At 35.1% G+C, this 13,615-nt stretch carries 12 protein-coding genes; 9 read left to right on the top strand and 3 right to left on the bottom strand.

The features are described 5' to 3' along the window. Positions 1–109: 109 nt before the first annotated feature. Both K5V07_RS00935 and K5V07_RS00930 read right to left on the bottom strand, forming a co-directional pair. Entirely contained in the window at positions 110–280 is a 171-nt protein-coding gene (locus K5V07_RS00935) for a hypothetical protein (RefSeq protein ID WP_199250929.1), read from the bottom strand. 77 nt (positions 281–357) lie between these two features. Continuing rightward, positions 358–1,488 carry a DUF664 domain-containing protein gene (locus K5V07_RS00930; RefSeq protein ID WP_221915995.1) on the bottom strand — a complete coding sequence of 377 codons (1,131 nt, stop codon included), beginning with the start codon at positions 1,486–1,488 and terminating at the stop codon, positions 358–360. 370 nt (positions 1,489–1,858) lie between these two features. Between K5V07_RS00930 and metG the strand changes: the two genes are divergently transcribed. The 5 genes from metG to K5V07_RS00905 all read left to right on the top strand — a co-directional run bounded on the left by metG (position 1,859) and on the right by K5V07_RS00905 (position 7,881). Further along, complete coding sequence (gene metG / locus K5V07_RS00925; RefSeq protein WP_221915994.1) at positions 1,859–3,916, top strand: methionine--tRNA ligase; 2,058 nt, start codon at positions 1,859–1,861, stop codon at positions 3,914–3,916. 67 nt (positions 3,917–3,983) lie between these two features. Further along, positions 3,984–4,673: an HAD family hydrolase gene (locus K5V07_RS00920; RefSeq protein WP_221915993.1), complete on the top strand. Its 690-nt coding sequence runs from the start codon at positions 3,984–3,986 to the stop codon at positions 4,671–4,673. 232 nt (positions 4,674–4,905) lie between these two features. After that, a complete protein-coding gene (locus tag K5V07_RS00915) occupies positions 4,906–6,162 on the top strand; it encodes an OmpA family protein (RefSeq protein ID WP_221915992.1) in 1,257 nt (418 codons plus the stop codon). 140 nt (positions 6,163–6,302) lie between these two features. Then, entirely contained in the window at positions 6,303–6,932 is a 630-nt protein-coding gene (locus tag K5V07_RS00910) for a chloramphenicol acetyltransferase (protein WP_221918118.1), read from the top strand. Between the two features lie 49 nt (positions 6,933–6,981). Further along, entirely contained in the window at positions 6,982–7,881 is a 900-nt protein-coding gene (locus K5V07_RS00905; RefSeq protein ID WP_221915991.1) for a histone deacetylase, read from the top strand. 109 nt (positions 7,882–7,990) lie between these two features. Here K5V07_RS00905 and K5V07_RS00900 read toward each other — a convergent pair whose 3' ends face one another. Continuing rightward, the gene (locus tag K5V07_RS00900) at positions 7,991–8,314 is read right to left on the bottom strand and encodes a single-stranded DNA-binding protein (protein WP_086453410.1); all 324 of its coding nucleotides are present in this window, start codon (positions 8,312–8,314) and stop codon (positions 7,991–7,993) included. A gap of 185 nt (positions 8,315–8,499) precedes the next feature. On the opposite strand from K5V07_RS00900, the gene K5V07_RS00895 reads away from it, so the two are divergent. From K5V07_RS00895 to K5V07_RS00880, 4 genes are read left to right on the top strand one after another with little or no spacing between them, the layout of a single operon-like run. Continuing rightward, on the top strand, positions 8,500–10,029 hold the full coding sequence (locus K5V07_RS00895; protein ID WP_182649795.1) for a bifunctional GNAT family N-acetyltransferase/carbon-nitrogen hydrolase family protein: 1,530 nt from the start codon (positions 8,500–8,502) through the stop codon (positions 10,027–10,029). Further along, positions 10,026–10,376: a hypothetical protein gene (locus K5V07_RS00890; protein WP_221915990.1), complete on the top strand. Its 351-nt coding sequence runs from the start codon at positions 10,026–10,028 to the stop codon at positions 10,374–10,376. The genes K5V07_RS00895 and K5V07_RS00890 overlap by 4 nt, the downstream gene beginning before the upstream one ends. A gap of 31 nt (positions 10,377–10,407) precedes the next feature. Continuing rightward, positions 10,408–12,801 (top strand): M28 family peptidase, encoded by a 2,394-nt coding sequence (locus K5V07_RS00885; RefSeq protein ID WP_255577398.1) that lies wholly within the window; start codon positions 10,408–10,410, stop codon positions 12,799–12,801. A 10-nt stretch (positions 12,802–12,811) separates the two neighbouring features. Then, on the top strand, positions 12,812–13,615 hold the full coding sequence (locus K5V07_RS00880; protein WP_221915989.1) for an SDR family oxidoreductase: 804 nt from the start codon (positions 12,812–12,814) through the stop codon (positions 13,613–13,615).

Raw genomic sequence — 13,615 nt, 5'->3', positions numbered from 1 at the left:
TTTTGTGTTAGGATGTATGCTGCAAATTTCGGGTAAAATACTGAGGAATCGAAATATTTGTTTTAACCACAGATTGCAAAGATTAGCACAGATTTATTTACGCTTTAAATTAAATAACATCGGATTCATTATTGTTCTTTTTCTGATTCATTTTGGTTACCAATGCCTTTAAGCGTGCTGCTTTTGCTGCTTTCTCTTCTTGCAATTTTGCCTTTTTCCTATTGAGGAGCTTGGTGTGCAACGCTTTATTTTTGGTGTTTTTTTCGGGTCCTTTGGGCATGGTTTTATATTGTTTTGATTTAGCTAAAAACCTGATGTATTAAAATCTTCATGTATGGCATCGAAAATAAAAAAACTCTAATTTTTAATCTTACCGTCAAGTTTTAATTCTAATTCTGGTTTTATTCGCTTCTTTAAAAATAATATTTGACCTAAATGACTAGATTGATGCTCCATAACATGAAACCAACAATATTGATTACTAATTCCATATTTTTTTTGTACCTCAGCAAACCAAGCATCGTCTTTCTTTTTTAATTCACTAATAGTCTTTGCTCTTACCTCATTATAAATATCAAGATAATATTGAATATCATTCCCTTTGAAATCATCTCTACCCCCTTGATCCAAAGCTAATGCTGCGCCCCACTTTTTCTCTTCTTCTGCATTAAACTCCCTATTTTCAAATGTAAAAACCTGATAATAGGCCTCAGCTGCAGCCAAATGCATTACTAAAGCTCCTATTCTATTTGCATCCTTATCTAGTAAATAATCTACTTCATATTTACTCATATTTTTTACTGTATTTTCTACTCGGTTTTTTAAATCCTCCAACATGGATATCATAGCCCCAATTTGAGGAGAAGCACCCTCAACCCCACCTATTTTTCCCGATTCTATAAATTTAATACCGCTACCTTCAATTAGTAAACTGGCAACACCATCTTTCTTATCTGGTTCAGAACTGATTTTATACTCTTTAACCTTAATATTTTGATTGTTTCTAGTACCTAAATTCCATTTTGGAATTTCATTATTCTTTGTTTGCATCTCAAAACTAGCATTAGGAATTTGCACCGGTGTTAAAACTCCTTTATCATTCTCGATGAACAATTCAAACTTGTCAAAATAGAATTTTCCGTTATACGAACACAAGCCGCCAAAACTTAGCGATTTTGAGTTGGAATCAATGGTTCCCTCAACGGAATAAGATTGCCATTGATTAAGTTTTATGGACCTATCGCTCATATTATCGAAAAAACCCATTTTGTCCTCTTTTGTATCTACTCTAGCCCATACACCAGCCCAAGCATGTGAATCTTGAGTGTCTACTTTTACATAAGCTATTACCTTGAATTTTTTTGGAATAGCTGTTTGAACATCTATTGTTTGATTAAAAGAGGTCCAATCTCTTGAAATTTCTCTATTGGTTTGCGAATAAATCGAAGCGTAAATAAATGCAAGAGCTACTATAAATGCTTTTTTCATGTTATAAAGTATCAAATATTAATGTTGGTATATTCTATTTTAGGTGTAAAAATACTATTTATTTTATTTGTAAATCATTAGATACAAATAGTTTTTTGATGCACCTTGTACAAACTATTACAAATAAATTGCAATACTTTACCTGACAAAAACTAAAGACAAAAAGACCAGCATGATTCAATTCATTTTCGACCTAAATTTTATTTCCATTTACAGCACTTAAAAAAGATTACTTCAACTTTGGTTATTTAGACAGTGGAGCTCACTGAATTTTGTTTGAAACGGATATCAGGACATGACAGATTCAACGGCTGTAAATAGCTTCAAATAAAATTCTATTGCTTATTTTTGCACTCAATAAAATTGAATCATGATACAGAATCCAAAAAGATATACGATTACAGCGGCATTGCCGTACACGAACGGACCGATTCACATTGGCCATTTGGCGGGTGTTTACGTACCGTCCGATATTTATTCTAGATATTTAAGATTGCAAGGAAGAGACGTTCTGTTTGTTTGCGGAAGCGATGAACACGGTGTGGCTATCTCTATGAAAGCCAAAAAAGAAGGCATTACGCCTCAGCAAGTAATTGATAAATACGATGGTATTATCCGTAAATCGTTCTCTGATTTTGGAATTTCATTTGATAATTATTCGAGAACTTCGGCTAAAATTCATCATGACACGGCTTCGGAATTTTTCAAAAAACTGTATGAACAAGGCGATTTTATTGAAGAAGTAACCGAACAATTGTATGATGCTAAAGCAGATCAGTTTTTAGCAGATCGTTTTGTAATGGGAACTTGCCCAAAATGTGGCAACGAAGAAGCATACGGCGACCAATGCGAAAAATGTGGATCTACGCTGAATGCTACCGATTTGATTAATCCAAAATCAACCATTACGGGAGAAACTCCCATCATGAAATCTACAAAACACTGGTTTTTACCTCTAGACCGTTACGAAGATTTCTTGAAAGAATGGATTCTGGTAGGACATAAAAACGACTGGAAACCGAATGTTTACGGACAAGTAAAGTCATGGATTGACGGCGGTTTAGAGCCTCGTGCCGTAACGCGTGACCTTGACTGGGGAATTGATGTTCCTGTTGAAGGTGCCGAAGGCAAAAAATTATACGTATGGTTTGATGCTCCTATTGGATACATATCAGCTACCAAAGAATGGGCTTTGCGCGAAGGAAAAGATTGGGAACCGTACTGGAAAGATCAAGACACAAAACTGGTTCACTTTATTGGGAAAGACAATATTGTATTTCATTGCGTGATTTTCCCGGCAATGCTAAAAGCTGAAGGAAGTTACATCTTACCGGACAATGTTCCTGCTAATGAGTTCTTGAACTTGGAAGGAAACAAATTATCTACGTCTAAAAATTGGGCGGTTTGGTTGCACGAATATTTAGAAGAATTCCCAAATCAGCAAGATGTATTACGTTATGCCTTAACATCAAATGCTCCAGAAACGAAGGATAATGATTTTACTTGGAAAGACTTTCAAGCTAGAAACAACAATGAACTGGTAGCGATTTTTGGAAATTTCATCAATCGTGTGGTGGTTTTAACCAATAAATATTACGACGGAATTGTCCCTACTCCTAACGAATTATCTGAGGTAGACGAACAAACTTTGGCTGAATTGAAAGCCTATCCATCAGTAATTTCAAGTTCTATCGAAAGATACAGATTTAGAGAAGCGCTTGGTGAAATGATGAATGTAGCAAGACTCGGAAATAAATATTTAGCCGATGAAGAGCCTTGGAAGATGATTAAAACTGATGAAGAACGTACAAAAACTCAAATGTATGTTGCTTTGCAAATTGCTGCAGTTTTGAGTTCGCTTTGTGAGCCGTTCTTGCCTTTTACTTCTGTAAAATTGTCAAGAATGTTGAATATCAACATCAACAATTGGAATTTGGAATTTGAAGATTGGAATTTATTACCCGCTGGTCACCAAATTGGTCAAGCCGAATTACTTTTCTCTAAAATTGAAGACGAAGAAATCCAAAAACAAATCGATAAATTAGAAGCAACCAAAACCGCTAACAAAGCCGAGAATAAAGTAGCTGAACCACAAAAAGAGCTTATTCAATTTGAGGATTTCGCCAAAATGGATATCCGTACAGGAACCATTTTAGAGGCTGAAAAAATGCCAAAAGCCAACAAACTTTTAATTTTAAAGGTAGATACTGGAATTGATATTCGAACAATAGTTTCGGGAATTGCCGAAAGTTTCAAACCAGAAGATATCATTGGGAAACGCGTAACTGTTTTAGTGAATTTGGCACCAAGAAACTTACGTGGCGTAGAAAGTCAAGGTATGATTTTGATGACTTCAAATGCTGAAGGAAAACTAGTGTTTGTAAATCCAGATACGGATGGTGTAGGGAATGGCGAGACGATAAATTAAAAAAATAACCACAGATTCGCAGATTCATTAATTAAAGCTACGAATCTGTGGTAATACACAATTAAGAATGAACTTAAAAGTAATTGCCTTCGACGCTGATGACACCTTATTCATCAACGAAACCTATTTTCTAGAAACCGAAGAGAAATTTTGTGCACTCATGAGTGATTATTTGTCACATCAAGGATTGTCGCAGGAATTATTTAAGGTAGAAATTGCCAATTTAAAATTATACGGCTACGGAATTAAAGGATATATTTTATCCATGATTGAGGCTGCAATGAAAATTTCGAACAACACGATTCCTATTGAAATAATTGAAAAAATCATTCTGTACGGCAAAGAACTTTTAGAAAAACCTATTGTTTTACTAGATGGTGTTCAAGAAACCCTACAAGCGTTACACGGAAAATACAAACTGGTGGTGGCCACCAAAGGTGATTTATTAGACCAGCGTAGAAAATTACACAATTCAGGTTTAGGTCATTATTTTCATCATATTGAAGTGATGTCAGACAAGCAGGAGATTGATTATACAGACTTGATTAAACGATTAGAAATTCAACCCTCTGAATTTTTCATGATAGGCAATTCATTGAAATCCGATGTTCTTCCTGTTTTAGCCATAGGCGGATACGCCGTTCATATCCCATTTCACACCACTTGGGCACATGAAAAAATTGATCACAAAGTAGAGCATGAAAACTTTAAAACCATTGAAAAACTTACCGACATCTTAGAATTCATAGCTTTGTAAGTGTTAAAATATCCATATTTTAAATTAACATCCCTTTGTTTTAGCTTATTGATTCCTTTTTTTGGAGTTAAATAAAAAAACATGCTAAATTTTTAAAGCTAAATTTTTGCTGATTTCTCAATATACCCCGCAATTTATAGAATTAAAAGTAAATATTGTATAATTAACTGATTGAAATTTCTCATTTAAATATATGTTGTAAATTTGCAAAGAATTTAAAAATCATAAAATAATGAAAAATTTAATGTTTGCATTAGTTTTTGCAGGTGCAGTTTCTTCTGTAAATGCTCAAACTGAAACTAAAGAAGTAAAAAGTACAGATTACAACAAATGGTCTATTGAATTAGCTGGTGGTGTTAACAAACCACAAAGACCATTAGGATCAGGTTACTTTACTTCAACTCCAAGCCCTTATGTTGCAGATCTAGGTGTACGTTACATGTTTAACAATAAATTTGGTTTGAAAGCTGATTTTGGATACAACAGTTTTGAAGGAAAAAGCAACTCTGCTAATTTTGATACAAAATATTACAGAGCAAACCTTCAAGCAGTAGCAAACTTAGGTAGAATTATGAGCTTTGAAACTTGGACTAATACAATAGGTTTATTAGGTCATGCTGGTTTTGGTTTAGCTCAATTAGAGGATCAAAATTCTGCTTTAAAAGACAGAATGGGTAATTTTATGGCAGGTATTACTGGTCAAATTAAATTATCAAACAGAATTGCTCTTACAGGTGATTTCACAACTATCCTTAATGCTGCACAAGATGCAACTTTTGATGCTTCAACAACTAGAAACGCAAGAGGATTCTCTGGAATTTTGTTTAATGGTACTGTAGGTTTAACAGTTTACTTAGGTAGTAATGAAAAACATGCTGACTGGGTACTTGACAACAACAGCGAAATTGACAAATTAAAGCAACAAATTGCTGATATTGAAACTTCAATGTTAGATACAGATAAAGATGGTGTTGCTGATTATTTAGATCAAGAGCCTAACACTATTGGTGGTGTAATGGTTGATACTAAAGGTAAATCTATTGACTTGAACAACAACAATGTTCCTGACGAATTAGAAAGCTATTTATTGAAAACTTACGGAAACAACACTGATAAATCAGCTATCGTAAACAACAGTACATTAATCAAAAACTTAATCAACGAAGGTTACGTAAGTACTTATTTTGATTATAACAAATCTACTCCAACAAACGTTTCTACTGAAGGAATTGATTTTATCTTGACATACTTAAGAAACAACCCATCTGCATCAGTTGACATTATTGGTCATGCTGACGAGTTAGGAAGATCTGAGTACAACGATAAATTATCTACAGCTAGAGCTAATAGTGTAAAAGCTGTTTTAGTAAAAGCTAATATCGACGCTTCAAGATTGAACGTTGTTGCAGCTGGTGAAGATGCTTCAGTAGCAAAAGATTCAGATGCAGCTAGAAAATTAGTAAGAAGAGTTACTTTCAGAGTAAAATAATTCTCCACTTATAATTGCATAAAAGCCCTAAAGGAAATTCTTTTAGGGCTTTTTTTATATTTAACAATCAAAGAAATTAGAAGTGCATGGCTGAATTAAAAATTAGCAATACTTTTGAAAAAAAATTAATTCCATTCCCTTTGAAACAACTTTTAAACATCGATAATTGGGCGCGTAAAGAACATTTTCAATTCTTTAAACAATTTGAAGAGCCTTTTTTTGGGGCAACCGTGCAAATTGATTGTTCACTGGCTTACGCCAAAGCTAAAACGTTAAACACCTCCTTTTTTAGCTACTATCTTCATAAAACACTTTTGGCTGTTAATGCCATAGAACCTTTTAGATATCGCATTGACGGGGAAACCGTTATAATACACGATCACATCAATGCATCAGCAACAATAGGAAGAGAAGACGGGACTTTTGGCTTTTCCTTGATTGAATTCGACCCAGATTATACTGTTTTTGAAACCAGTACCGCAACAGAAATTAAACGTATTCAAACCACCACTGGACTTTTTACCCGGAATTTTAATGATGATAACGTCATCCATTTCTCGGCAGTTCCTTGGTTAGACTTTACTTCTCTATCACATGCAAGAAGTTTTAGTTTTGCTGACAGTTGTCCAAAAATCTCCTTTGGTAAAATGACCGTTGATGATTCAGGAAAAAAAACCATGCCCATGTCTGTGCACGTACATCACGGGTTAATTGACGGCTTACACCTAGGACAATTTGTAGATTACTTTCAAGAATTGATGAACCAATAAGCTAAGCATCGCTTGAGTTTAATAAATTAACTAAAAGTCATTTTCCGCCATGTTCCCAATAGCATTTCATCCTATTTACCAGCATCCATTGCCAGAAGGGCATCGGTTTCCCATGCTTAAATACGAACTGCTTCCACAACAATTATTGCATGAAGGAACCGCTTTACCAACTGATTTTTACCAACCCGAAATTTGCGATTTAGCTCCCGTTTTAGCTATTCATCAAAAAGAATATGTCACAGATTTACTAGATCTCACCTTAAACGCAAAAGCAGTGCGTAAAATTGGTTTTCCCCTCTCCAGAGAACTAGTAGAACGGGAACTCATCATTGCACAAGGAACTATTTTTGGCGCACAAAAATCATTTGATTCGCAGGTCTCATTCAATATTGCAGGGGGTACGCACCACGCTTACACAGATCATGGCGAAGCATTTTGTTTATTAAACGACCAAGCCATTGCAGCGCAGTTTTTATTGGACACTAAAATGGCCAAAAAGATTTTAATCATCGATTTAGATGTACATCAGGGAAACGGAACTGCTGAGATTTTTCAAAACAATTCAAAAGTATTTACGTTTTCTACACATGGCAAAACAAATTATCCGTTCAAGAAACAAACGTCAGATCTAGACATTGCATTTGACGATAGAACAACCGATGCGGAGTTCTTGCAAACCCTTGCAACTGTAATTCCGCAATTGATAGAAACGCAAAAACCTGATTTCATATTTTATTTGGCGGGTGTGGATATTTTGGCCACAGATAAACTAGGGAAATTAGGTTGTACCCTTGATGGTTGTAAAAAACGAGATGAATTGGTTTTTGAATTGTGTTCCAAATTCCAAATTCCAGTACAAGTTTCTATGGGTGGCGGCTACTCTCCCGATATAAAAACCATTATTGAAGCCCATGCCAATACCTATCGAGTGGCAAAAGATATTTTTTAAAAGTATTCCAATAATTCAAAACAATAAGAACTGATTTATGCTTTTTTAATTACAAAAAAAAACACGAACCTCAATTAAGAAATCCGTGCCTTTTAAAAAGTTAGGAATACTATTTTCCTAAAAGCAATACTTCACTTGCTACTATTTCAGTAATATAACGCTTTTCTCCGTTTTTATCCTCGTAAGTTCTGTGTGATAATTTTGCTTCCACTCCTATTTCTCTTCCCTTTGTAACATATTTTTCAATAATCTCAGCTGTTTTTCCCCAAGCTGTAACTCGGTGCCATTCTGTTTGCTCTACTTTGTCTCCGTTTTCTTTGTAATACACATCATTTGTAGCGATGCTCACGGTGGCTAATTTTTTTCCTCCTTCAAGTGTTTTAACTTCTGGATCTTGACCTACTCTTCCGATTAATTGTACTCTGTTTTTCATGGCGTGTAAATTTAATAATTGGTGTATATGTTTATTTGTCAAAACGTTCATTCGAATCAACAGGGCAAAGATGCGACAGTTTCAAAACAAGAATCGGTTGCTAACTATTTACTTTCGGTTGTAACTATTTGTAACCGTTTGTAAATGTTAAAAAAAAAGCTATATTTGCTGTAAATCAATTTATTATGCAAGCCAAAATTAACAAAGTAGAATTACGAAATCTGAAATTTGACGACTACAAAGAACTTAAAAAATCTATGGTAGAGTCCTATCCAGAAATGACTGGTTCTTACTGGCGAGAACATCACATTGAGAAATTATTGAGTATTTTCCCAGAGGGTCAACTCGTGATTCTAGTTGACGGTAAAGTTGTTGGCTCCGCATTATCCCTTATCGTTGATGAAAGTTTAGTCGATAAAAATCATAATTATTCAGACATTACTGGAAAATATACCTTTTCTACCCACAATCAGAAAGGCGATATTTTATACGGAATAGATGTTTTTATTCACCCCAATTACAGAGGTCTCAGACTTGGAAGAAGACTTTATGACGCCCGAAAAGAGCTGTGCGAACAATTGAACCTGAAGGCTATTGTTTTTGCAGGACGAATACCTAATTACGGAAAACACGCCGACACACTTAGTCCAAAAGATTATATAGATAAAGTGAAAAGAAAAGAAATGCACGACTCAGTGCTATCTTTTCAGTTAAGTAATGATTTTCACGTAATTCGGGTCATGAAAAATTATCTCGAAGGCGATACAGATAGCAAAGAATTTGCTGTTTTACTAGAGTGGAACAACATTTATTATGACGAAAGCCCTAAGCTAATCAACCTTGCAAAAAGCGTAATCCGTTTAGGACTTGTACAATGGCAAATGCGCCAATTGAATAATCTTGAAGCCTTGTTTGAACAATGTGAGTTTTTTGTAGATGTTGTATCCGGTTACGGTAGTGATTTTGCGTTGTTTCCAGAACTTTTTACGGCTCCATTAATGGCCGATTACAACCATTTATCTGAGGCCGAAGCCATACGAGAACTAGCCAAACATACAGATCCCATTCACAAACGCTTTCAAGAATTAGCCATTTCATACAACATCAATATCATTACGGGTAGTATGCCGTACCTGGATAACGGTACTTTATATAATGTTGGTTTCTTGTGTAAAAGAGACGGAACCTCTGAAATGTATGCCAAAATCCACGTTACACCTAATGAAGTACAGCATTGGGGAATGACGGGTGGCTCTACCATTAAAACCTTTGATACGGATTGCGGCAAAATAGGAATCATGATTTGCTATGATGTGGAATTTCCAGAACTCTCCCGCTTGATGGCTGATGAAGGTATGAACATCTTATTTGTTCCTTTCTTAACCGATACACAGAATGCTTACACACGCGTAAAGCATTGTGCACAGGCAAGAGCCATTGAAAATGAATGTTATGTTGCCATTGCTGGTTGTGTGGGGAATTTACCAAAAGTGAATAATATGGATATTCAATACGCACAATCTGCCGTTTTTACGCCATCAGACTTTGCTTTTCCTAGTAACGGAATCAAAGCCGAAGCGACACCAAATACCGAAATGACCCTTATTGTAGATGTAGACTTAGATTTGCTGAAAGAATTGCATGAGCATGGCAGTGTTCGCATCCTTAAAGACCGTAGAACTGATTTATACGATATCAAAAAAATAAATCCATGAATAAAACCTGTTTAGAATGCGGAGAAAAAATTGTGGGACGCGAGGACAAGAAATTTTGTAGTGATGGTTGTCGCAATGCTTACAATAATAAAATAAACAAGGATAGCACCAATTACATGCGCAACATCAACAACAGGTTGCGCAAAAACTATCGCATTTTATCAGAACTAAATACCGAAGGAAAATCTAAAACTACACGTTCAAAACTCGTAAGTAAAGGTTTTGATTTTGGATACTTTACCAATATTCTTAATACAAAAACGGGCAACACTTATTATTTTTTATATGACCAAGGATACATGGTCTTAGACAATGATTTTTATATGCTTGTCAAAAAAGACATCTAAATACCACAACCCCAAAACCTATTAACCAAAAATGAAAAAAGATTTTTCTTCAATTTACATGAGTGTTTTTATTCTTATAGTACTTGCGGCACTATACTACACAATGATGCCGCAATTTACTTCAAACAAGGACACATCACTAGTTGATTTTTCTGCAACACGGGCTTTTGAACAAGTAAAAGCTATCGCTCAAAAACCGCATTATGTAGGATCTAAAAACCATGAAATAGTTGCCAATTATTTGCAACAAGAGCTTGAAAGTTTGGGTCTAGAAACCACCATTCAAGAAGGTTATACACTAAGTGATTGGGGAAATCTTGTATATTCTAAAAATGTTTTAGCACGAATAAAAGGCTCTTCAAACTCAAAAGCGCTTTTGCTGCTTTCTCATTATGATAGTGCACCACATTCTTACTCACCAGGCGCTAGTGATGCTGGCTCTGGTGTAGCAACTATTATTGAAGGAATAAGAGCTTTTTTGTATACCAAAACACCTCATAAAAATGACATCATCATCATGTTTTCTGATGGTGAAGAATTAGGGCTAAACGGTGCAGCACTTTTTGTAAACCAACACAAATGGGCCAAAGATATAGGAGTCGTTCTAAACTTTGAAGCTCGAGGGACATCAGGACCAAGTTATATGCTCATGGAAACCAATGCTGGCAATGGTTCATTAGTAAAAGAATTTGCCGAGGCCAAAACCACATTTCCAGTATCAAACTCTTTGATGTACAGCATTTATAAAATGTTACCTAACGATACTGATTTGACTGTGTTTAGAGAACAAGGAAACATACAAGGGTACAATTTTGCTTTTATAGACGATCATTACAATTACCACACCGCTCAAGATGACACTGCCCATCTTGATATAAACACGCTTGCCCACCAAGGTACGTATTTGATGCCTTTGCTAAAACATTTTTCCAATACAAATTTAAACAAACAAGCATCTCAAGAGGATTTTGTTTATTTTAGTTTGCCTCACACCTTTGTGTACTACCCATTTAGCTGGACTATTCCAGTGGTCATAGGTTGCTTTGTGATGCTGGTATTTTTTATATTTATAGGAAGAGCTAAACATCTATTAACATTTCAAGATATTGGAAAAGGATTTATTCCTCTTTTTGGATCGCTAGTTACAGCAGGAATTGTGACCTTTTTAGGTTGGAAACTTCTACTCGTACTCTATCCTCAATACAACGATTTGCTTAACGGGTTTACCTATAACGGTCATGAATATATAGCAGCTTTTGTATTCTTATCACTTGCAATAACGATGGCGTTTTACGGTCATTTTTCAAATAAAAAGAGAACCATGAGTCATTATGTAGCACCACTAACATTGTGGATACTTATCAATGGTTTATTAGCGATATATTTACCTGGGGCTGGGTTTTTAATTATTCCTGTATGTTTTGGATTGTTAGTTTTTGGACTATTTGTAATTACTCAAAAATCAAGTAAAACAGTCAATTTAATACTTAGTATTCCTGCATTATTAATTATAACTCCATTTATTCAAATGTTTCCTGTTGGACTAGGATTAAAGATTCTTTTTGGTAGTTCAATATTAACGGTTTTAACGGTGGGAATTCTCTATTTTGTTTTTGGGGCATACGCCAAAAAAAGAATTTGGACTATATGCTTTTTATTTATATCTATCGGTTTTTTTGCAAAAGCACATTATGATTCTGGTTATGAATTTGGAAAAGCAAAATCAAATAGCCTACTTTATGTATATGATTCTGATAAAAAAACAGCAAAATGGGCTACTTATGATAGTAATCTTGACACTTGGACCAAAACGTATTTGGGCAATAATCCAGAAAAAGCCTCAACGCTCAACGAGCTTCCCTTATTTAGCAAATACAACTCTGGTTTCACCTTTACTACCGCTGCACCCGTAAAAAACATTGCTCCGCCTACTGTTACTTTTATTTATGATAGAACTATTGGATCAAGAAGGTATTTAAAAATTCAGATTGCTCCAAATAGAAATGTAAACAGGTACGATGTGTTTGCCAATGAAGGCATGAAAATCAAAAATTTTATAGCTAATGGAACAACAGCTGTCGATAACAAAAAAGGAGCATACGAACGAAAAGGTAAAAAAATTGTTAGCTATTATGTGGTAAACAATGCTCCGCTTGTTCTGCAATTTGACATAGAATCTGGAAATAAATTTGACATGGAATTGCTAGAAAGCTCTTTCGATTTAACAACAAACCCAGTATTTGAAATGTCAAAAAGAGAAAACTGGATGATGCCTACACCTTTTGTATTGAATGATGCAGTTGTTATTAGGCAAAAAATAAAACCTAGTCCTGTTGTTGTAGTTCCACCAGTGAAGCTCACGGCACCAGTTGGCTACAGCAGGTACAAAAAACAATCTTTACAAGACAGCTTGTCAACAAAGTAAGCACAAAATCATGAAAAAAATTAGCATTCTCGGTTGCGGATGGTTGGGCTTGCCATTGGCGAAAGCCTTAAGACAAAATGGGTATTTAGTAAAAGGCTCGACTACCTCAACTGAAAAATTACCACTTTTGGACCAATGGGGGATAACGCCTTATTTAATTTCATTATCAGAGGATAAAGTCATAGGCAACATGACCGATTTCCTGCAGGATTCCGAAACCCTTATTATTGACATACCTCCAAAATTACGAGGAACCGAAAAAGAGAATTTTATTTCAAAAATTAACAATACAATTCCCTTCATACAAAATTCAGCTGTTGATAAGGTGCTTTTTGTCTCGTCAACATCTGTCTATAAGGATGAAAATGAATTGGTAACAGAAGAAACAATTCCTATGCCAGATACCGAAAGCGGCAAGCAATTGCTGGCAACCGAACAACTTTTACAAAGCTATATTGATTTTAAAACTACAATAATTCGTTTTGGAGGCCTCATTGGTGCCGATCGTCATCCCATAAAATTCCTAGCGGGTAGAGAAAATTTAGAAAACCCAGATGCTCCCATAAACTTAATTCATCAAGAAGATTGCATAGGGATTATCAACGCTATTTTGTCACAACAGGTTTGGGGCGAAACCTTTAATGCAGTTACACCATATCATCCTAGCAGAAAGGAATATTACACTCAAAAAGCGGTAGACTATGATTTGGCTTTGCCAAAATTTGAACAACAAGGTCAAATTTCTGGAAAAACTATTTCAAGTTCTAAAACCGAATCGGTTTTAAAGTATACTTTTGCACAACCAAATTTATAA

Origin of the sequence: Flavobacterium sp. CHNK8 (assembly GCF_019774515.1) — a bacterium.
Taxonomy (GTDB): domain Bacteria; phylum Bacteroidota; class Bacteroidia; order Flavobacteriales; family Flavobacteriaceae; genus Flavobacterium; species Flavobacterium tiangeerense.
This window is presented reverse-complemented; position numbering and strand designations above follow the sequence as displayed.